This window comes from Variovorax sp. EL159, from assembly GCF_900100965.1.
GTDB lineage: Bacteria > Pseudomonadota > Gammaproteobacteria > Burkholderiales > Burkholderiaceae_C > Variovorax.
This window is the reverse complement of record NZ_FMUJ01000003.1, coordinates 833,016-852,716: the sequence shown is the minus strand read 5'-3', so window position 1 is coordinate 852,716 and position 19,701 is coordinate 833,016. Positions and strand designations below refer to the sequence as shown.

Here is a 19,701-nt window from a genome sequence, read left to right as displayed (position 1 = left end):
CAGCCATGACATCCGACACTGGCGCGAGCCACATCAGCTCGCGCGACAACCCGCTCCTCAAGGACTTGCGCAAGCTAGCCCAGGACCCGGGCGCGTACCGCAAGCTGGGCCGCATCTGGCTCGAGGGCGATCACCTGTGCCGAGCGGCGCTTGCCCGCGGCGTGAAGCCCGCAATCGCGGTGTTTTCGGAATCCTTCTGGCCGCAAGCGCCCGCCGAATGGTCGAGTGGTGCTATCAAAACGGTAGTGGTCGGCGACGATCTGCTGCGGGGCGTCAGCGGGCTGGAGTCGCCAGCGCCGATGGGTTTCGTGCTCGATCTGGTGGCGCGGCCCGAATTGCTCCCGGACGCGCCGAGCGTGGTGCTCGACCGCCTGCAGGACGCCGGCAACGCGGGTTCCATCCTGCGCAGCGCGGCCGCCTTCGGCTTTACCCAGGTGATCGCGCTCAAGGGCACGGCCGCGCTGTGGGCGCCCAAGGTGCTGCGCGCCGGCATGGGGGCCCACTTCGGCCTGCGGCTGATCGAAGGGGTGGAGGCAGACCTGCTCGACAGCCTGAAGGTGCCGCTCGTCGCGACCAGCTCCCATCGTGGCGAATGGCTGCACAAGGCCCGTCTGCCGCATCCTTGCGCTTGGCTGATGGGTCACGAGGGGCAGGGCGTTTCGCCCGCGCTCGAAGCTCGGGCGACCCATCACATCCGCATCGCCCAGCCTGGCGGCGAGGAGTCGCTGAACGTGGCTGCGGCCGCCGCCATCTGTCTTCACGCGAGCGGAGCAGCCCTCCAGGCCGGATAGGGCTTCAGTCCGGGCTACAATCGGGGGCTTACTCGCAAATAGCGTCGCCCGGCCGCCTTTAACGCCAAAATCCCCTTAAGCAGCAGTCCGCAGGCAACGCGCCTGGGGCTCCGGGCGACCGTAACCATCCGGAGAACCCAGTGCTTTTGTCTCTCAAGGGAAGTTTCCCGCCCGCCATCCTGGCGCTCGCAGACGGCACGGTCTTTCAAGGCAATTCGATCGGGGCCGCCGGCTCCACGACCGGTGAAGTGGTGTTCAACACCGCCATGACCGGTTACCAGGAAATCCTCACCGACCCGAGCTACTGCCAGCAGATCGTGACCCTCACGTATCCGCACATCGGCAACTACGGCGTCAACGGTGAAGACATCGAAGCCGACAAGATCCATGCCGCGGGCCTGATCATCAAGGACCTGCCTCTCGTCGCCTCCAACTTCCGCAAGACCGCCACGCTGAGCGAATACCTCGTGGCCGGCAAGACGGTGGCCATCGCGAACATCGACACCCGCAAGCTTACGCGCCATCTGCGAACCCATGGCGCGCAGAACGGCTGCATCCTGGGCCTGGCCGAAGGCGAAGCCGTCACGCAGGCGCTGATCGACAAGGCCATCGCCGCAGCCAAGGCCGCGCCGAGCATGGCCGGCCTCGACCTCGCCAAGGTGGTGTCGGTCACGCAGACCTACGAATGGACCGAGACCGAGTGGAAGCTCGGCGCGGGCTACGGCGTGCAGATCACGCCGCGCTTTCACGTCGTGGCCTTCGACTACGGCGTCAAGAAGAACATCCTGCGCATGATCGCGCAGCGCGGCGCGCGCATCACCGTGGTGCCAGCGCAGACGCCCGCGGCCGACGTGCTCAAGCTCAAGCCCGATGGCATCTTCCTGGCCAACGGCCCCGGCGACCCGGAGCCTTGCGACTACGCCATCAGCGCCGTCAAGGAACTGATCGAGACCGGCATTCCCACCTTCGGCATCTGCCTGGGCCACCAGATCATGGCGCTGGCTTCCGGCGCCAAGACCTTCAAGATGAAGTTCGGCCACCACGGCGCGAACCATCCGGTGAAGGACCTGGACAACGGCCGCGTGAGCATCACCAGCCAGAACCACGGCTTTGCGGTCGACGAGAAGTCGCTGCCGGCCAACCTGCGCCCCACGCACATCAGCCTGTTCGACAACACGCTGCAGGGCCTGGCGCGCACCGACAAGCCCGCGTTCTGCTTCCAGGGCCACCCGGAAGCCTCGCCGGGCCCGCACGACATCGGCTACCTGTTCGACCGTTTCACGGCACTCATGGAAAAGAACAAGACGGAAAAGACGGAGAGCAAGAATGCCTAAGCGCACAGACCTCAAATCGATCCTCATCATCGGCGCCGGCCCGATCATCATCGGCCAGGCCTGCGAGTTCGACTACTCCGGCGTGCAAGCCTGCAAGGCGCTGCGCGAAGAGGGCTACAAGGTCATCCTGATCAACAGCAACCCCGCGACGATCATGACCGACCCGGCCACGGCCGACGTCACCTACATCGAGCCGATCACCTGGCAGACCGTCGAGAAGATCATCGCCAAGGAACGCCCCGACGCGATCCTGCCGACCATGGGCGGCCAGACCGCGCTGAATTGCGCGCTCGATCTCTGGCGCAACGGCGTGCTCGACAAGTACACGGGCGCTTCCACCAACAAGCCGGTCGAGCTGATCGGTGCCACGCCCGAAGCCATCGACAAGGCCGAAGACCGCCTGAAGTTCAAGGACGCGATGACCAAGATCGGTCTTGGTTCTGCGCGTTCCGGCATCGCCCACTCGATGGACGAAGCCTGGGCTGTACAGCGCTCGGTCGGCTTCCCCACGGTGATCCGCCCCAGCTTCACGCTCGGCGGCACCGGCGGCGGCATCGCCTACAACCCCGAAGAGTTCGAGACCATCTGCAAGCGCGGCATCGAAGCCTCGCCCACCAACGAGCTGCTGATCGAAGAATCGCTGCTCGGCTGGAAAGAGTACGAGATGGAAGTCGTGCGCGACAAGGCCGACAACTGCATCATCGTCTGCTCGATCGAAAACCTCGACCCGATGGGCGTGCACACCGGCGACTCGATCACCGTGGCGCCGGCTCAGACGCTGAGCGACAAGGAATACCAGATCCTGCGCAACGCCTCGCTGGCCGTGCTGCGCGAGATCGGCGTCGACACCGGCGGCTCGAACGTTCAGTTCTCCATCAACCCGAAGGACGGCCGCATGGTCGTCATCGAGATGAACCCGCGCGTGTCGCGTTCGTCGGCGCTGGCCTCCAAGGCCACCGGCTTCCCGATCGCCAAGGTCGCGGCCAAGCTGGCCGTGGGCTACACGCTCGACGAGCTGCGCAACGAAATCACCGGCGGCGCCACGCCGGCGTCGTTCGAACCGTCGATCGACTACGTGGTCACCAAGATCCCGCGTTTCGCCTTCGAAAAATTCCCGCAGGCCGACTCGCGTCTCACGACGCAGATGAAGTCGGTGGGCGAGGTGATGGCCATGGGCCGCACCTTCCAGGAATCGTTCCAGAAGGCCCTGCGCGGCCTCGAAGTGGGCGTCGACGGCCTGAACGAGAAGACGCAAGACCGCGAAGTGCTCGAAAAGGAACTGGGCGAGCCCGGTCCCGAGCGCATCTGGTACGTGGGCGACGCCTTCGCCATGGGCCTGAGCGTCGATGAAGTGTTCGCGCTGACCAAGATCGACCCGTGGTTCCTGGTGCAGATCGAAGAGATCGTGAAGATCGAACTCGAGCTGGAAACCAAGTCGCTGGACGACATCGACAAGGACACGCTGCTTGCGCTGAAGAAGAAGGGCTTCTCCGACCGCCGCCTGGCGCGCCAGCTGAAGACCACCGACACCGCGATCCGCGAAAAGCGCCGCGCCCTCGGCGTGCGCCCGGTCTACAAGCGCGTGGACACCTGCGCGGCCGAGTTCGCGACCAACACCGCCTACATGTACTCGACCTACGAGGACGAGTGCGAAGCCGATCCGACGGACAAGAAGAAGATCATGGTGCTCGGCGGCGGTCCCAACCGCATCGGCCAGGGCATCGAGTTCGACTACTGCTGCGTGCACGCCGCACTCGCGATGCGCGAAGACGGCTACGAGACCATCATGGTCAACTGCAACCCCGAGACCGTGTCGACCGACTACGACACCTCCGACCGCCTGTACTTCGAGCCGCTGACGCTCGAAGACGTGCTGGAGATCGTCGACAAGGAAAAGCCGCTCGGCGTGATCGTGCAGTACGGTGGCCAGACGCCGCTGAAGCTCGCGCTCGACCTTGAAGCCAACGGCGTGCCGATCATCGGCACCACGCCCGACATGATCGACGCGGCCGAAGACCGCGAGCGCTTCCAGAAGCTGCTGCATGAGCTGGGCCTGCGCCAGCCGCCGAACGCCACCGCGCGCACCGAGCCCGAAGCGCTCGAAAAGGCTGCGGCCCTCGGTTATCCGCTGGTGGTGCGCCCGAGCTACGTGCTGGGCGGCCGCGCGATGGAGATCGTGCACGAACAACGCGACCTCGAGCGCTACATGCGCGAAGCGGTCAAGGTGAGCAACGACTCGCCCGTGCTGCTCGACCGCTTCCTGAACGACGCTGTCGAGTGCGATGTCGACTGCATCCGCGACGGCGAAGGCGCCACGCTGATCGGTGGCGTGATGGAGCACATCGAACAGGCCGGCGTGCACTCGGGCGACTCCGCCTGCTCGCTGCCGCCTTACAGCCTGAGCGCTGAAACCATCACCGAACTGAAGCGCCAGAGCGCCGCCATGGCCAAGGCCCTGAACGTGGTCGGCCTGATGAACGTGCAGTTCGCCATCCAGCAGAAAGAAGGCAAGGACGTCATCTACGTGCTCGAAGTGAACCCGCGTGCATCGCGCACCGTGCCTTACGTGAGCAAGGCCACTGGCATCCAGCTCGCCAAGGTGGCGGCTCGCTGCATGGCCGGCCAGTCGCTGGCATCGCAGGGCGTGACGAAGGAAGTCACGCCGCCGTACTTCAGCGTGAAGGAGGCCGTGTTCCCGTTCGTCAAGTTCCCGGGCGTGGACACCATCCTCGGCCCCGAGATGAAGTCGACCGGCGAAGTGATGGGCGTGGGCAAGACCTTCGGCGAAGCCTTCGTGAAGTCGCAACTGGGTGCCGGTACGCACCTGCCGAAGTCGGGCAAGGTCTTCATCTCGGTGAAGAACAACGACAAGGCACGCGCGGTCGAAGTGGCGCGTGGCCTCGTCAAGCTGGGCTTTGAAGTGATCGCGACCAAGGGCACCGCTGCCGCCATCAGCGCGGCAGGCATCGAGTGCGCGACGGTGAACAAGGTGACCGAAGGCCGCCCGCACATCGTGGACATGATCAAGAACAACGAGATTGCCCTGGTCATCAACACGGTGGAAGAGCGCCGCAACGCCATCACCGATTCGCGGCAGATCCGTACCTCGGCGCTGCTGGCCCGCGTGACGACGTTCACCACGATCTTCGGCGCCGAAGCCGCGGTCGAGGGCATGGGCTTCATGGACGAACTGGGCGTGATCTCGGTGCAGGAGATGCACGCGCAACTGGCTGCCGCCTGAGCGCCGTCATGGAAACCCAGCTCGTCGAACTGGACCTGCGCGACTGGAACGCGGCCACGCCCAACGAGGCGTGGATCGCGGAACTGGAAGCGGGCAAGGTGCTGTACTTTCCACGGCTGGGCTTCGAGCTGCTGTCCGAAGAGCGCAGCCTGCTGACGCCCAGCCTGCTGTCGCCCGACGTGCGCAACATCAGCCTCGATGCCAACGGCAAGCTCAAGGGCGCCGTGGGCGACGAGGCAGTGCAGCGCACTGCGGCCGCGATGGTGGGGCGGTTTCGCACCCAGGCGCAGCAGCTGATCCATGGCCTGCTGCCGCACTACACGCCGGCTTTGCGCCTCGCGCCCACGAGCTACCGGCCCGCGCAGGTCGAGACGCGCGTGCAGTCGTGGCGCGCGGACGATCGGCGCCTGCACGTCGATGCGTTTCCGTCGCGGCCGAACTATGGCGAGCGCATCCTGCGCGTGTTCACCAACGTCAATCCTGAAGGCGCACCGCGCGTGTGGCGCGTGGGCGAGCCCTTCGAGGACATCGCCAAGCGCTTCCTGCCGCGGGCCAAGCCCTATGCGCGCTGGCAGGCGAAGCTGCTGCAGGCGCTGCATGTGACCAAGTCGTTCCGCAGCGAGTACGACCACCTGATGCTGCAGCTGCACGACGGCATGAAGTCGGACATGGCGTACCAGGAAAGCTCACCGCAAGAGACGGCGAAATTCCCGCCCGGATCGGTGTGGGTGTGCTTCTCGGACCAGACCTCGCACGCCGTGATGGCGGGCCAATACATGCTCGAGCAGACCCTTCATCTGGCGGCGTCGAAGCAATACAATCCCGACTCGAGCCCGCTCGCCATCCTGAGCCGGCTGACCGGACGCACACTCGTCTGATCCTGTCCCTCATCGACCGCCGAACGGCAGCGTTCGGCGGTTTCGCTTTATGGAGAACCAACAACATGGCCACCATTCCCATCACCAAGCGCGGCGCTGAAAAACTGCGTGCGGAATTGCATCAGCTCAAGACGGTGGAGCGCCCCTGGGTCATCAACGCGATCTCGGAAGCACGTGCCCAGGGCGACCTGAGCGAGAACGCCGAGTACGAAGTCGCGAAAGACCGCCAGGGCTTCATCGAAGGCCGCATTCAGGAAGTCGAAGGCAAGCTGTCGGCCGCGCAGATCATCGATCCGAGCGAACTCGATGCCGGCGGCAAGGTCGTCTTCGGTTCGACCGTCGAACTTGAAGAAGAAGAGAGCGGCGAAGCAGTGAAGTACCAGATCGTCGGCGAAGACGAAGCCGACCTGAAGCTGGGCCTCATCAACATCTCCAGCCCGATCGCGCGTGCGCTCATCGGCAAGGAAGAGGGCGACACGGCCGAGGTGCAGGCGCCAGGCGGCCTGAAGCGCTACGAGATCGTGGCCGTCCGCTACCTCTGAGTGGGCATTCGATGAAAGACCGCATTGCGTTGATGCTGGCCGCCTTCTGGTGGGGCAGCCTCACCACTGTCGGCTTTCTGGTGGTGCCGATGCTGTTTGCCAGGCTCGGCAACCCTTCGGTGGCCGGCAACTTCGCCGGACAGCTGTTCGAGGCGCAAAGCTGGGTCGCGATTGCCTGCGGACTGATCCTGCTGATCCACTTCCGCAGCAAGGCCGACGAGCGCATGGATGGCCCCGCGTTGACGGCCATCTTCCTGATCCTGGGTGCGCTGCTGATGGCACTGCTTCAGCAATACGCCGTGGCACCCCGCATCCTGGCGCGGGAAAATCTCAAGCTGTGGCACCCCGTGGGCACGGGCATGTACTTTGTGCAGTGGGTGTGCGCCGGGGTGCTGCTCTGGCGCATGGGCGCTCGCCCATCGCACTGAGCGGTCGTGGCGGCGGCCTTGGAGGCCGCCAGCCAGGTCATTCTTTCCAGAACTTCGCGACCCAGCGCGCCGGCCGGATATAGCGGAAGGCGCGATTGCGTCGACCCGCCAGGGCATCGGGCGGGTTGCACTCGCCGTGGAACACCATGATGCGTGCGTCTTCGGGCACGAAGGGCTCTTCCCAGTAGTTGGTCGGCCAGGTCGGGATGCCGTGGTACTTGAAGCTCGGGCACCAGGCTTCGGGCCAATAGGCCAGCTTGCCCTGGTTATGGAGTACATCCGAGAGGTAGGCCTGCTCGTTGCGGTACTCGGCCTGGACCTTGTCCATGTTGGCGCGAAAGTACGCCAGCACGTCGGCATGGGCGCCCAGCTCGAAGCGGTAGACCGACGAGTTGCCCGTGATCCGGCCGCGCCGCCAGGGGCGGGCGTAGTCGTGAATGATCAGGAACTCGCCGGGCTGTTCGAAGAAGGCGTCCAGGCTGCCCACGATGACCACGTCGACGTCCAGGAACAGGGCGGTGCCGCGCAGGCCGTGGAGGTCCTGCTCGAAGGTCGTGAGCTTTTTCCAGGCCCCGTCGCGCTGGCCGGGAGCCAGCTGGAGGTTCAGCGGCGGAATCGGCAGGCAGGTCACCTCGGGGCGAATGCCGTTGCTGTCGTCCGTCAGGCACACGAACTTGAAGTCGCCGCTGAGGTTGCGGCGCACCATCGCGTAGAGGCGGTTGACGTATTCGGGGCCATACTTCGTGCCCCATTTCATGCAGAGGATATGGCGCTGCGCGCCTTGCGCTGCCGCCAAGTTCAGTCTGCCTGGTTGCGTTTCTTGGCCGACAGCGGCCGCTTGGCCTTGGCGCGCTTGATGGTGCCGCCCGGCGTGAGACGCTGGTTGCCGAGCACGCGCAAGGTCTTGATTTCGGGGCGTTGGCCGCCGCGCTTGCTGTACTTCAGGACCTTGACGTCGCGCGGGCCGGGCATGCGGTCTTCATCGACCACGCGCTCCTTTTCGGGCTTGGGACGCCAGAGCACCAGCAGCTTGCCGATGTGCTGGATCGGGGCGGCGTCGAGTTCGTCTGCCAGCGTTTGCAGCATGGCATCGCGGGCGAGGCGATCATCGGAGAACACGCGCACCTTGATCAGGCCGTGGGCCTTGAGGGCGGCGTCCGCCTCTTTTTTCACGGCAGGGGTGAGCCCGTCTCCACCGACCATGACGATCGGATCCAGGTGGTGAGCTTCGGCGCGGTGCACCTTGCGCTCGGCAGGGGTAAGTTGAATGGCGGGCATCCCCGTATTATCGAGGGTAGATAAGCACCCCATGAGCACTAAAGCAAAAAGCAAAAAAGTCAACAAAGCCTGGCTTCACGATCACATCAATGATCCGTACGTGAAATTGGCCACGCGAGAGGGGTATCGCGCACGCGCCGCCTACAAGCTCAAGGAGATCGACGAGTCGCTCGGATTGATCAAACCGGGCCAACTCGTGGTCGACCTGGGCTCCACGCCCGGGGCCTGGAGCCAGTACCTGCGGCGGCGCATGTCGCCCGACGGCGCCGCGGCCGGCGCCCTGAACGGCACGATCATCGCGCTGGACATCCTGCCGATGGAGCCCATCGAGGGGGTGACCTTCCTGCAGGGGGATTTTCGTGAGGCGGAGCTGCTGGAGCAGGTCCTGGGCGTGCTGGCGGGCCGCAAGGCCGATCTTGTGGTGTCGGACATGGCACCCAACCTGTCGGGCATCCATTCGGCCGATGCGGCCCGCGTGGCGCACCTGATCGAGCTTGCCATCGACTTTGCCCAGCACCACCTGAAGCCCGATGGCGCCCTGGTGGCCAAGCTTTTTCATGGCAGCGGCTACGACGAGCTGGTCAAGCTGTTCAAGGCAAATTTCCGCACCGTGAAGCCTTTCAAACCCAAGGCGTCACGGGACAAATCGTCCGAGACCTTCCTGGTCGGCATGGGCCTGAAGGCAACGGATACGCCTTGATACCTTGCCGTGGGGCGTGCGCTCAGGGCGCAAACCCCTGTCAGCCTATGGCTGCTTTAGGGAAATGCCCGCTTTTCGCAGCTTGAAAAGCCTAAAATGGGGCGCAATTGCGTACCCACAGCGCGTATTTCACATTCCCGTCACGCGCTTTCGACTGGAGCTTCGTTTGAACAATCAGTGGTTTTCCAAAGTTGCCGTATGGCTCGTCATTGCCATGGTGTTGTTCACTGTGTTCAAGCAGTTCGACACCCGCGGTGGCGTCGGCTCGGGAGCAGTCAGCTACTCCGAGTTCCTTGACCAGGTCCGGAACAACCAGATCAAGAGCGCCGTCATTCCCGAGGGCGCCGGCGGCGGCGAGATCATCGCCGTCACCAATGACGATCGCAAGATCCGCACGACCGCCACGGTGCTTGACCGCGGCCTTGTGGGCGACCTGATCGACCACAACGTCAAGTTCGACGTCAAGCCGCGTGAAGAGGGCTCGCTCCTCATGACGCTGCTGGTGAGCTGGGGCCCGATGCTGCTGCTGATCGGCGTCTGGATCTACTTCATGCGCCAGATGCAGGGCGGCGGCAAGGGCGGGGCGTTCAGCTTCGGCAAGAGCAAGGCCCGCATGATGGACGAGAACAACAACACGGTGACCTTCGCCGACGTCGCAGGCTGCGACGAGGCGAAAGAAGAAGTCCGTGAAGTCGTCGACTTCCTGAAAGACCCGCAGCGCTTCCAGAAACTCGGTGGCCGCATTCCGCGCGGTCTGCTGCTGGTCGGCCCGCCCGGCACCGGCAAGACGCTGCTGGCCAAGTCGATTGCCGGCGAAGCCAAGGTGCCTTTCTTCTCGATCTCCGGTTCCGACTTCGTTGAAATGTTCGTCGGCGTGGGCGCTGCCCGTGTCCGCGACATGTTCGAGAACGCCAAGAAGAACGCTCCCTGCATCATCTTCATCGACGAAATCGATGCGGTGGGTCGCCAGCGTGGCGCCGGCCTCGGCGGCGGCAACGACGAACGCGAGCAAACGCTCAACCAGATGCTGGTCGAGATGGACGGCTTCGAAACCAACCTCGGCGTGATCGTGGTGGCTGCCACCAACCGTCCCGACATCCTGGACGCCGCGCTGCTGCGCCCCGGTCGTTTCGACCGTCAGGTGTACGTCACGTTGCCCGACATCCGCGGCCGCGAACAGATCCTCGGCGTGCACATGCGCAAGGTCCCGCTGGGCCAGGACGTGAACCCGAGCGTCATCGCCCGCGGCACGCCCGGCATGTCCGGTGCCGACTTGGCCAACCTCTGCAACGAAGCTGCCCTGATGGCCGCACGCCGCAATGCACGCGTGGTCGAAATGCAGGACTTCGAGAAGGCCAAGGACAAGATCTTCATGGGCCCCGAGCGCAAGAGCATGGTCATGCCCGAGGAAGAGCGTCGCAACACGGCTTACCACGAGTCGGGCCACGCCCTCATCGGCAAGCTGCTGCCCAAGTGCGACCCGGTCCACAAGGTCACGATCATCCCGCGTGGCCGCGCCCTTGGCGTGACCATGAGCCTGCCGGCGCAAGACCGTTACAGCTACGACCGCGAATACATGCTGAACCAGATCAGCATGCTGTTCGGTGGCCGCATCGCCGAAGAAGTGTTCATGCACCAGATGACCACCGGCGCCAGCAACGACTTCGAGCGCGCGACCTCCATCGCTCGCGACATGGTCACGCGCTACGGCATGACCGATGCGCTGGGCCCGATGGTCTATGCCGAGAATGAAGGTGAAGTGTTCCTGGGCCGCTCGGTCACCAAGACCACGAACATGAGCGAGCAGACCATGGAAAAGGTCGACGGCGAAGTGCGCCGCATCATCGACGAGCAGTACGCCCTGGCGCGCCGCCTGATCGAAGAGAACAGCGACAAGATGCACGCGATGGCCAAAGCGCTGCTCGAGTGGGAAACCATCGACAGCGAACAGCTCGACGACATCATGGCCGGCCGCGCACCGCGTCCGCCCAAGGACTGGACGCCGCGCATTCCGCCTTCGGGCAGCGGCGGCAGCGGTGGCACGCCGGCAGTCAATCCCGACCCGGCGCCTACTGCGGCCTGAGGTGGGCTTGGCATCTAGCAGCAACGGGGCCTCTGGCCCCGTTTTCCATGGCGCAACCCCGAAGAAGGGGGCGGTCTGGCAGACCTCGCGCTTCGCAATCGATCTCGCGCAACCGCGCGTGATGGGGATCGTCAACGTCACGCCCGACTCCTTTTCCGATGGTGGCGCGCATGCGTCCACCAGCACCGCGCTGAAGCATTGCGAACAGCTGCTGAAAGAGGGGGCGGACATCCTCGACATCGGCGGTGAATCGACCCGCCCCGGCAGCCCGGCCGTGCCACTCGATGCCGAGTTGGCGCGCGTGCTGCCTGTGGTGCGCGAGGCCGTGAAGCTGAACGTGCCGCTCTCCATCGACACCTACAAGCCCGAAGTCATGCGCGCGGTGCTCGACCTGGGCGCGGACATCGTCAACGACATCTGGGCCCTGCGCCAGCCGGGTGCGCTGGAAGCCGTCGCCGCGCATCCTTCATGCGGCATCTGCCTGATGCACATGCACCGCGATCCACAGACCATGCAGGCCGCGCCCATGGATGGCGACGTGATCCCCGCAGTGCTGTCGTTCTGGGCCGAGCAGGTGGCGCGGCTTCGTGCATTGCGCATCGACCCCTCGCGCGTCACGCTCGATCCGGGCGTTGGCTTCGGCAAGACCGTGGCGCAGAATTTCGCGTTGCTGGCACGGCAGGGCGCGCTGCTCGAAGGTGGCTATCCGTTGCTGTTGGGCTGGTCGCGCAAGTCGTCCATCGGTGCCGTCACCGGGATCGGCGTGGCGCATGAGCGGATCGTGCCCAGCGTGGCTGCGGCGCTGCTGGCCGTCGAGCGTGGCGCGGCCGTCGTGCGCGTGCACGATGTGCACGACACGGTCGCAGCCATCGCGGTATGGCATGCCATGAGAGCGCAGGAATCACAACAACCACAAGAACATACCCAATCACCATGACCCGTAAATATTTCGGCACCGACGGCATCCGCGGCACTGTTGGCCAGGCGCCCATCACCCCTGACTTCGTGCTGCGCCTGGCGCATGCTGTCGGCCGCGTGCTCAAGAAAACCCAGCCTCGCCCCACGGTGCTCATCGGCAAGGACACCCGCATCTCCGGCTACATGCTCGAATCGGCGCTCGAATCGGGCTTCAATTCGGCGGGTGTCGACGTGGTGCTGCTGGGTCCGCTGCCCACGCCTGGCGTGGCCTACCTCACGCGCGCCCAGCGCGCGAGCCTCGGCGTGGTGATCAGCGCGAGCCACAACGCCTTCCCGGACAACGGCATCAAGTTCTTCAGTGCGCAGGGCACCAAGCTCGACGACGCATGGGAGCTGGCCGTCGAGGCCGCGCTCGAAGAAGCGCCGGTGTGGGCTGCCTCCGCCGATCTCGGCAAGGCCCGCCGCCTCAACGACGCGTCCGGCCGCTACATCGAGTTCTGCAAGAGCACCTTCGCGAACGACCTGACGCTGCGGGACATGAAGCTGGTGGTTGATGCAGCACACGGCGCGGCCTACCAGGTGGCGCCCAACGTGTTCCATGAACTGGGGGCCGAGGTCACCAGCATCGGTTGCGCGCCCGACGGGCTCAACATCAACAAGGGCTTCGGCGCCACGCATCCCGAGGCGCTGGTTGCCGCAGTGACTGCGCAGAAGGCCGACTACGGCATCGCGCTCGACGGCGACGCCGACCGCCTGCAATTGGTCGACGCGAGCGGGCGCCTGTTCAACGGCGACGAGCTGCTCTACCTGATGGTGGCTGAGCGCATCGCGCGTGGCGAAAAGCCCGTGGGCGTGGTCGGTACGCTGATGACCAACAAGGCCGTTGAAGTGGCGTTGCGCGGGCAGGGCATCGAGTTCGTGCGCGCCAAGGTCGGTGATCGCTATGTGCTCGAAGAACTCGACAAGCGCGGCTGGCTGCTCGGTGGCGAAGGCTCGGGGCATTTGCTCGCGCTCGACCGCCACACCACGGGCGACGGCATCGTGAGCGCGCTGCAGGTGCTGCAGGCTTGCGTGCGCAGCGGCAAGACGGTGGCGCAGTTGCTCGAAGGCGTCACGCTGTTCCCGCAGACGCTGATCAACGTGCGCCTCGCGCCGGACCAGGACTGGAAGAGCAACAAGGCGCTCGCCAGCGAAACGCAGCGCATCGAGGCCGAGCTCGGCGATGCGGGCCGCGTGCTGATCCGTGCGAGCGGCACCGAGCCGCTGGTGCGCGTGATGGTCGAGGCGCGCGATGCGGAGCAGTCCAGGTCGTGCGCGAAGCGTCTGGCGGCTACGCTGGAGGTGGCGCCGTGAGCATCGAAACCCTGGTCGCGAACTACCGCGACGCTGCGCAAGCCGCGGCCGTGGTCGACCTGCTCGACAGCTATGCGAGCGACCCTGCGGGCGGTGGCACACCACTCGACGCGGCCGTGCGCGAGCAACTGCCCGCTGCGCTGGCAGCGCGCCCGCAAGCCTTCAGCGTGCGGGCCTTCGACGGCGGCACGCCCGTGGGCCTCATCAACTGCATCGAAGGCTTTTCGACCTTCGCCTGCCAGCCGCTGGTGAATGTGCACGATGTGGTCGTGCTGGCCAGCCATCGCGGGCAGCGCGTGGCGCAGAAGATGTTTGCCGAAGTGGTGCAGGAAGCGCGCAGGCGCGGCGCCTGCAAGCTCACGCTCGAAGTGCTGTCGGGCAATGCGCCGGCGCTGCGCACTTACGAGCGCGAAGGCTTCACCAGCTACCAGCTCGACCCGGCCTTCGGGCACGCGGTTTTCCTGCAGAAGAAGCTCTGAAAGCAAAAAGGGCCGAGGCGAGTGCATCGCCGTCAGCCCTTGCCCCAACCCTCTCCGCGAGGGAGCGGAGGTAAGACAGATCAGAAGCGGGTGACAGGCATGTCGGCTTCGGTCTTGTCGGCCGAGTAACGGCCCAGTTCCCACTTCGCGATGGCATTGCGGTGCACTTCGTCCGGGCCGTCCGCAAAGCGCAGCGTGCGCGCGTGGGCGTAGGCGTTGGCCAGCGGGAAGTCGTCGCACATGCCGCCGCCGCCGTGCACTTGCATGGCCCAGTCGATCACCTGGCAGGCCATGCTCGGTGCCACCACCTTGATCATCGCGATCTCGTTCTTGGCGACCTTGTTGCCGGCCACGTCCATCAGCCATGCGGCCTTGAGCGTGAGCAGGCGGGCCATGTCGATCTTGCAGCGGGCTTCGGCGATGCGCTCCTGCGTCACGGTCTGCGACGCGACGGTCTTGCCGAAGGCCACGCGCGAAGAGGCGCGCTTGCACATCAGCTCCAACGCGCGCTCGGCCAGGCCGATCAGGCGCATGCAATGGTGGATGCGTCCGGGGCCAAGGCGGCCCTGGGCGATCTCGAAGCCGCGGCCTTCGCCGAGCAGGATGTTGCCCACCGGCACGCGCACGTTCTCGAAGTACATCTCGACGTGGCCGTGCGGCGCGTCGTCGTAGCCCATCACGTTCAGCGGGCGCACGATGCGGATGCCCTTGGCGTCCGCCGGCACGATGATCATGCTCTGCTGCGAATGGCGGGGTGCATCGGGGTCGGACTTGCCCATCGTGATGTACACCGCGCAGCGCGGGTCGGCCGCACCGGAGATCCACCACTTGTGGCCGTTGATCACGTACTCGTCGCCCTGGCGTTCGATGCGCGTCGAGATGTTGGTGGCGTCGCTGGAGGCCACTTCGGGTTCGGTCATCGCGAAGGCCGAGCGGATCTGGCCTTCGAGCAGCGGCTTGAGCCAGCGTGCCTTGATCTCTTCGGAGCCGTAGCGCGCGATGGTTTCCATGTTGCCGGTGTCGGGCGCCGAGCAATTGAAGGCTTCGCTCGCCCACGGCACCGCACCCATGATCTCGGCCAGCGGTGCGTATTCCTGGTTGGTCAAGCCTGCACCGGCGTAGCCGGAGGCCGAGGCGCTGTCGACCGGCAGGAACAGGTTCCACAGGCCCTGGGCCTTGGCCTTTTCCTTGACCTTCTCGACCGTCTTCAGTGCGGTCCAGCGCTTGCCGGCAGCCGTGTTGGCAGCCAGCTCGGCGCTGTACTCGGCTTCGGCCGGGTAGATGTTTTCATCCATGAACGCCTTGACGCGTTTCTGCAGATCTTTGGTTTTGGCCGAGTATTCGAAATCCATCTTCGTCTCCTGGTGGGTGTTGGGGCTGGTTACGCCTTTTGGGCAAACTGCCAGGCCATTTCGGCCATCGGACGCGCGCCGCGGGCAGAAGCCACGGCTTGTTCGCTCGATGCGGTACCGGCCTCGACCCGCTTGGCAATGCCTTGCAGGATCGCGGCCATGCGGAACAGGTTGTAGGCCTGGTAGAAATTCCAGTCGGGCGCCAGCGCCTCGGGTGTGCTGATGCGGGTGCGTTCGCAATAGCGGCGGATGTATTCGCTCTCGGTGGGGATGCCCAGCGAGGCGACGTCCACGCCCCCGATGCCGCGTCCCGTGGTGGGCGGCATGTGCCACGACATGCAGTGGTAGCTGAAGTCGGCCAGCGGATGGCCCAGCGTGGACAGCTCCCAGTCGAGCACCGCGATGATGCGCGGCTCGGTGGCGTGGAACATCACGTTGTCCAGGCGGTAGTCGCCATGGACGATCGACACCTTGGTTTCGTCGCGTGCGCTGGCCGGCATGTGAGCAGGCAGCCAGTCGATCAGCCGCTCCATGGCCTCGATGGGCTGCGACAGCTCGCCGGCACCATCGGCCGAGGCCTTGTACTGCTTGCTCCAGCGACCGATCTGGCGCTCGAAGTAATTACCGGGCTTACCGTAGTCGGCCAGGCCGCGGGCAGCGAAGTCGACCGTGTGCAGCGCCGCGATCACGCGGTTCATTTCGTCGTAATGGGCGGCGCGCTCGGCGTTGCTCATGCCGGGCAGCGACTGGTCCCACAGCACGCGGCCCTGCATGAACTCCATCACGTAGAAGGCGCGGCCGATGATGCTTTCGTCTTCGCACAGGCAGTGCATGCGCGGCACAGGCACGTCGGTGCCGGCCAGGCCGCTCATGACCTTGAATTCGCGTTCGACCGCATGGGCCGAAGGCAGCAGCTTGGCGACCGGGCCCGGCTTGGCACGCATCACATAGCTCTGCGAGGGCGTCACGAGCTTGTAGGTCGGGTTCGATTGCCCGCCCTTGAACATCTCGACCGTGAGCGGCCCCTTGAAACCGTCGAGGTTCTTTTCGAGCCAGGCTGCGAGCGCATCGACGTCGAAAGCGTGCTGTTGTGAAACGGCGCGGGTGCCGATGAAGTTGGAGAAGTCCTGGCTCATTTCAGCTTTCTAGCTTTCTGCTTCCGACACGCGCATCAAAGCCGCGCGATCCAAAACGACGAGGCCGCCCGGCTCGATCCGGATCGTGCCCTCGCGCTCCATGGTCTTGAGTTCCTGGTTGACCCGCTGGCGCGAGGCGCCCAGCAGCTGCGCGAGCTCTTCCTGCGCCAGTTGCAGGCCGATGCGCATCTGGCTGCCGTCTTCCAGGTTGGGCACGCCGTAGCTGCGCACCAGGTGAATGAGCTGCTTGGCCAGCCGCGCCCGCAGGGGCAGGGTGTTGAGGTCTTCCACCAGCCCGAACAACGTGCGGATGCGGCGTGCCTGCAGCCGCATCAGTGCTTCGTACAGCTCCACGTGCGAGGCGAGGATCTTCTGGAAGTCGGCCCGCGCCACGCAAAGAATCGTGCTGTCGCCGTGCGAGTAGGTGTCGTGCGTACGCCGGTCCCCGTCGAACATCGCCACGTCGCCGAACCAGATGCCCGGCTCCACGTAGGTCAGCGTCACCTGCTTGCCCGAGACGGCCGTCGAGCTGACGCGCACCGCGCCCTTGGCGCAGGCAATCCAGTGTTCGGGCGGGTCGCCGCGGGCAGCGATCAGGTCGCCGTCCTTGTAGCGTTTGACGAAAGCACATCGGAGGATGTCGTGCCGTAGCGATGGAGATAGGGAAGAAAACCAGCGACCACTGTTGATCGCTTCACGTTCTTCGATGGTAAGAATGGGGTCGTCCATTGGTCTGTCCTCTCGGCGACTGAAAAGCTGATGGGTGTCACGGGAGCGACGCCGTTTGGCGTTACTCGTACTGCGGCGGTTTCTTGTCGAGGAACGCGGCGATGCCGATGCCCGCGTTCGCATGGTGCAGGTTGCGCACGAAATGGTCGCGCTCCTGCGAAAGCTGCGAGGCCAGCGTGGCGCCCCGTGCCTCGCTCAGCAACTCCTTGATGCTGGCCAGCGAGTTCGGCGCGCGTGCGTTGAGCCTGGCAGCCAGCGCCAGTGCGCCCGCCAATGCCTGGCCGTTTTCCGTCAGCTCGTTCACCAGCCCGAGCGCGTGCAGGCGCGGTGCGCCGATGCGCTCGCCGTTCATCAGCCATTCGCTGGCCAGCTGGCGCGGCAGTTGCTGCCCCAGGTGCCAGCTGAGGCCACCGTCGGGCGACAGCGCCACGTTGCTGTACGAAGCCGCAAAGACCGCGTCGCGCGCGGCCACCACGAAGTCGCAGGCCAGCGCGAGCGAGAAGCCCGCGCCCGCCGCCGCGCCTTCGACTGCCGCAATGATCGGCTTGGGAAAGGTGCGGATCGAGTCGATCCAGTTGTGCAGGCCCTCGATGCTCTCGGCTTGCACCGAGCGGTCGAGCTCGCGGTTGGCCAGCAGCCGCTGCAGCGAGCCGCCGGCGCAGAACCATGCGCCTTCGCCCACGATGACGACACTGCGGATCTCGGCGCTGCCCTCGGCGCCGTTCAGCGCCTCGATGCCCGCGGCGTAGATCTCGGGGCCCAGCGCATTGCGCTGGGTCGGGTTGGCGATGGTCAGCACCATGGTGCTGCCTTCGCTGGTGCTCTTGAGTTCGGCGGTCATCGCTGTGTCGCGTTTCCTGTCGGTCGGTCGGTTGTTTGTCTGTTTATTCTTCTTCGTGCAGCAGGCTCAGGCCCAGCGCGCCGCGGCGGCGCAGCCACGGGCTGGGGCGATAGCGCGGATCGCCATACACGGTCTGCAGGTTGAACAGCACTTCGAGCATGTTGGTCGGGCCGTAGAGGTTGCCCATGGCGAGCGGGCCGCGCGGGTAGCCCAGGCCCAGCTGCACAGCCGTTTCAAGATCGGCCGGCGAGCACACGCGCTGCTGGCACATGTCGGTGGCGATGTTGACGATGGTGCCGATCACGCGCTGCGTGACGAAGCCGCCGCTGTCGCGGATCACGCTCACAGCCTTGCCGTCGCGCGCGAAGAGGGCGTGCGCAGCATCGCGGATGTCGCGGCGCGTGGCCGGGTTGGTGGCGAGCACGCGGCGCTTGGTGGCGGCGTCGTCGATGAGCATGTCGATGCCGATGGTGCGCGTGGCGTCCAGGCGCTCGACGGCGGCGACGGTGGTCACGTCGAAGCCCAGCGGTGCGACCAGGATCAGCGAATGCGGCGCGGCCGTGGCGCCGCTGTCGATCTGCGCGCCCAGCGTGTTCACGAGGCGCAGCAGTTCGGCGCGACGCGCGGCGCGCGGCGATACCCAGACCGATGCGGCCCCTTCCACCACGGGTACAGGCGCCTCGGGCGTCTGCTGCATCACGCCGTCGTTGTAGCGGTAGAAGCCTTCGTTGGTCTTGCGGCCCAGTGCGCCAGCTGCCAGGCGCTGCGCGGTGATCACGCTCGGGCGGAAGCGGGGCTCCTCGAAGTACTGGTGGTAGATCGACTCCATCACCGGATGCGAAACGTCGAGCGCCGTCAGGTCCATCAGCTCGAACGGGCCAAGGCGAAAGCCCGCCTGGTCTTTCAGGATGCGGTCGATGGTCGCGAAATCGGCCACGCCCTCGCCGACGATGCGCAACGCTTCGGTGCCGTAGCCGCGGCCGGCATGGTTGACGATGAAGCCGGGCGTGTCTTGCGCCTGCACGGCGCTGTGGCCCATCTGGGCGGCGTAGCCGGCGAGCTGCTTGCAGACCTCGGGCGCAGTCTTGAAGCCCGCGACCACCTCGACCACCTTCATGAGCGGCACGGGGTTGAAGAAGTGAAAGCCCGCGATGCGTTCCGGGTGCGCCAAGCCGGCCGCGATGGCCGTGACCGAAAGCGAGGAGGTGTTGGTGACCAGCGTGGCCGTCGGGGCCACCACGGTTTCGAGTTCGCGGAACAGCTTGCGCTTGACCTCAAGGTCTTCGACCACGGCCTCGATCACCAGATCGCAGCCGGTCAGGGCCTGGATGGAATCGACCGCCTTGACGCGGGCGATCTGGGCATCGCGCACGGCGGCGTCGATCTTGCCCTTCTCGTGCAGCTTGTTCCATTGGGCGACGAGGGCTTCGCGGCCGCGCTCGGCGGCGCCTGCAAAGCTGTCGAGCAGCAGCACCTCGCTGCCCGCCTGGGCGGCGATCTGGGCGATGCCGCGACCCATGGCGCCGGCGCCGATCACGCCGATTCGGGTGTAGTTCACTGTCATTGGATGAAGATTTTCGCTGGTTGGGTGGTATCCGTGGCTGCCGCGCGGGCGGGG

At 65.5% G+C, this 19,701-nt stretch carries 18 protein-coding genes; 11 read left to right on the top strand and 7 right to left on the bottom strand.

Annotated elements, in window-relative coordinates:
• Positions 1-5: 5 nt before the first annotated feature.
• The 6 genes from BLQ28_RS16110 (at position 6) to BLQ28_RS16085 (ending at position 7,214) form a co-directional block, all read left to right on the top strand.
• Positions 6-791, top strand: coding sequence for a TrmH family RNA methyltransferase (locus BLQ28_RS16110; protein ID WP_093241147.1), 786 nt, complete (start codon positions 6-8; stop codon positions 789-791).
• A 140-nt stretch (positions 792-931) separates the two neighbouring features.
• Positions 932-2,125: a glutamine-hydrolyzing carbamoyl-phosphate synthase small subunit gene (gene carA, locus BLQ28_RS16105; RefSeq protein WP_093241144.1), complete on the top strand. Its 1,194-nt coding sequence runs from the start codon at positions 932-934 to the stop codon at positions 2,123-2,125.
• Entirely contained in the window at positions 2,118-5,366 is a 3,249-nt protein-coding gene (gene carB, locus BLQ28_RS16100) for a carbamoyl-phosphate synthase large subunit (protein WP_093241141.1), read from the top strand. Before carA ends, carB begins: the two co-directional genes overlap by 8 nt.
• Before the next feature lie 8 nt (positions 5,367-5,374).
• Positions 5,375-6,244 (top strand): Kdo hydroxylase KdoO, encoded by an 870-nt coding sequence (locus BLQ28_RS16095; protein ID WP_093241138.1) that lies wholly within the window; start codon positions 5,375-5,377, stop codon positions 6,242-6,244.
• A 65-nt stretch (positions 6,245-6,309) separates the two neighbouring features.
• Positions 6,310-6,786, top strand: coding sequence for a transcription elongation factor GreA (gene greA, locus BLQ28_RS16090; protein WP_013541721.1), 477 nt, complete (start codon positions 6,310-6,312; stop codon positions 6,784-6,786).
• Positions 6,787-6,797: 11 nt separating this feature from the next.
• Entirely contained in the window at positions 6,798-7,214 is a 417-nt protein-coding gene (locus BLQ28_RS16085) for a DUF4149 domain-containing protein (protein ID WP_093241135.1), read from the top strand.
• A 37-nt stretch (positions 7,215-7,251) separates the two neighbouring features.
• Here BLQ28_RS16085 and BLQ28_RS16080 read toward each other — a convergent pair whose 3' ends face one another.
• Entirely contained in the window at positions 7,252-7,971 is a 720-nt protein-coding gene (locus BLQ28_RS16080) for a glycosyltransferase (RefSeq protein WP_256327322.1), read from the bottom strand.
• A 41-nt stretch (positions 7,972-8,012) separates the two neighbouring features.
• A complete protein-coding gene (locus BLQ28_RS16075; RefSeq protein ID WP_093241129.1) occupies positions 8,013-8,492 on the bottom strand; it encodes a YhbY family RNA-binding protein in 480 nt (159 codons plus the stop codon).
• A 31-nt stretch (positions 8,493-8,523) separates the two neighbouring features.
• Here BLQ28_RS16075 and BLQ28_RS16070 point away from each other — a divergent pair, with 31 nt between their 5' ends.
• The 5 genes from BLQ28_RS16070 to BLQ28_RS16050 all read left to right on the top strand — a co-directional run bounded on the left by BLQ28_RS16070 (position 8,524) and on the right by BLQ28_RS16050 (position 14,025).
• Positions 8,524-9,192, top strand: a complete 669-nt coding sequence (locus BLQ28_RS16070) for an RlmE family RNA methyltransferase (protein ID WP_093241126.1) — start codon at positions 8,524-8,526, stop codon at positions 9,190-9,192.
• A 166-nt stretch (positions 9,193-9,358) separates the two neighbouring features.
• Positions 9,359-11,275: an ATP-dependent zinc metalloprotease FtsH gene (gene ftsH / locus BLQ28_RS16065; protein ID WP_093241123.1), complete on the top strand. Its 1,917-nt coding sequence runs from the start codon at positions 9,359-9,361 to the stop codon at positions 11,273-11,275.
• Positions 11,276-11,396: 121 nt separating this feature from the next.
• Positions 11,397-12,212 carry a dihydropteroate synthase gene (gene folP, locus BLQ28_RS16060; protein WP_093241120.1) on the top strand — a complete coding sequence of 272 codons (816 nt, stop codon included), beginning with the start codon at positions 11,397-11,399 and terminating at the stop codon, positions 12,210-12,212.
• Positions 12,209-13,546 (top strand): phosphoglucosamine mutase, encoded by a 1,338-nt coding sequence (gene glmM, locus BLQ28_RS16055; protein WP_093241117.1) that lies wholly within the window; start codon positions 12,209-12,211, stop codon positions 13,544-13,546. Before folP ends, glmM begins: the two co-directional genes overlap by 4 nt.
• Positions 13,543-14,025, top strand: a complete 483-nt coding sequence (locus BLQ28_RS16050) for a GNAT family N-acetyltransferase (RefSeq protein ID WP_093241114.1) — start codon at positions 13,543-13,545, stop codon at positions 14,023-14,025. The genes glmM and BLQ28_RS16050 overlap by 4 nt, the downstream gene beginning before the upstream one ends.
• An 80-nt stretch (positions 14,026-14,105) precedes the next feature.
• On the opposite strand, the gene BLQ28_RS16045 is transcribed toward BLQ28_RS16050, so the two are convergent.
• The 5 genes from BLQ28_RS16045 to BLQ28_RS16025 form a co-directional block, all read right to left on the bottom strand.
• Positions 14,106-15,377: an acyl-CoA dehydrogenase family protein gene (locus tag BLQ28_RS16045; RefSeq protein ID WP_093241111.1), complete on the bottom strand. Its 1,272-nt coding sequence runs from the start codon at positions 15,375-15,377 to the stop codon at positions 14,106-14,108.
• Positions 15,378-15,406: 29 nt separating this feature from the next.
• Positions 15,407-16,513, bottom strand: coding sequence for a phosphotransferase (locus BLQ28_RS16040; protein WP_093241108.1), 1,107 nt, complete (start codon positions 16,511-16,513; stop codon positions 15,407-15,409).
• A gap of 9 nt (positions 16,514-16,522) precedes the next feature.
• Entirely contained in the window at positions 16,523-17,242 is a 720-nt protein-coding gene (locus BLQ28_RS16035; RefSeq protein WP_093241105.1) for a Crp/Fnr family transcriptional regulator, read from the bottom strand.
• Between the two features lie 61 nt (positions 17,243-17,303).
• Positions 17,304-18,083 carry an oxepin-CoA hydrolase, alternative type gene (locus BLQ28_RS16030; RefSeq protein WP_093241102.1) on the bottom strand — a complete coding sequence of 260 codons (780 nt, stop codon included), beginning with the start codon at positions 18,081-18,083 and terminating at the stop codon, positions 17,304-17,306.
• Positions 18,084-18,126: 43 nt separating this feature from the next.
• A complete protein-coding gene (locus BLQ28_RS16025; RefSeq protein WP_093241099.1) occupies positions 18,127-19,647 on the bottom strand; it encodes a 3-hydroxyacyl-CoA dehydrogenase in 1,521 nt (506 codons plus the stop codon).
• Positions 19,648-19,701: the final 54 nt, after the last annotated feature.

Bases quoted from the DNA above. Each gene is read 5' to 3' on its own strand.
- BLQ28_RS16110 (WP_093241147.1), top strand. From the start codon at position 6: ATGACATCCGACACTGGCGCGAGCCACATCAGCTCGCGCGACAACCCG.
- BLQ28_RS16030 (WP_093241102.1), bottom strand. From the start codon at position 18,083: ATGACCGCCGAACTCAAGAGCACCAGCGAAGGCAGCACCATGGTGCTG.
- glmM (WP_093241117.1), top strand. From the start codon at position 12,209: ATGACCCGTAAATATTTCGGCACCGACGGCATCCGCGGCACTGTTGGC.
- BLQ28_RS16040 (WP_093241108.1), bottom strand. From the start codon at position 16,513: ATGAGCCAGGACTTCTCCAACTTCATCGGCACCCGCGCCGTTTCACAA.
- carB (WP_093241141.1), top strand. From the start codon at position 2,118: ATGCCTAAGCGCACAGACCTCAAATCGATCCTCATCATCGGCGCCGGC.
- BLQ28_RS16035 (WP_093241105.1), bottom strand. From the start codon at position 17,242: ATGGACGACCCCATTCTTACCATCGAAGAACGTGAAGCGATCAACAGT.
- BLQ28_RS16080 (WP_256327322.1), bottom strand. From the start codon at position 7,971: ATGAAATGGGGCACGAAGTATGGCCCCGAATACGTCAACCGCCTCTAC.
- BLQ28_RS16075 (WP_093241129.1), bottom strand. From the start codon at position 8,492: ATGCCCGCCATTCAACTTACCCCTGCCGAGCGCAAGGTGCACCGCGCC.
- BLQ28_RS16045 (WP_093241111.1), bottom strand. From the start codon at position 15,377: ATGGATTTCGAATACTCGGCCAAAACCAAAGATCTGCAGAAACGCGTC.
- greA (WP_013541721.1), top strand. From the start codon at position 6,310: ATGGCCACCATTCCCATCACCAAGCGCGGCGCTGAAAAACTGCGTGCG.
- BLQ28_RS16085 (WP_093241135.1), top strand. From the start codon at position 6,798: ATGAAAGACCGCATTGCGTTGATGCTGGCCGCCTTCTGGTGGGGCAGC.
- BLQ28_RS16070 (WP_093241126.1), top strand. From the start codon at position 8,524: ATGAGCACTAAAGCAAAAAGCAAAAAAGTCAACAAAGCCTGGCTTCAC.
- BLQ28_RS16025 (WP_093241099.1), bottom strand. From the start codon at position 19,647: ATGACAGTGAACTACACCCGAATCGGCGTGATCGGCGCCGGCGCCATG.
- BLQ28_RS16095 (WP_093241138.1), top strand. From the start codon at position 5,375: ATGGAAACCCAGCTCGTCGAACTGGACCTGCGCGACTGGAACGCGGCC.
- folP (WP_093241120.1), top strand. From the start codon at position 11,397: ATGGGGATCGTCAACGTCACGCCCGACTCCTTTTCCGATGGTGGCGCG.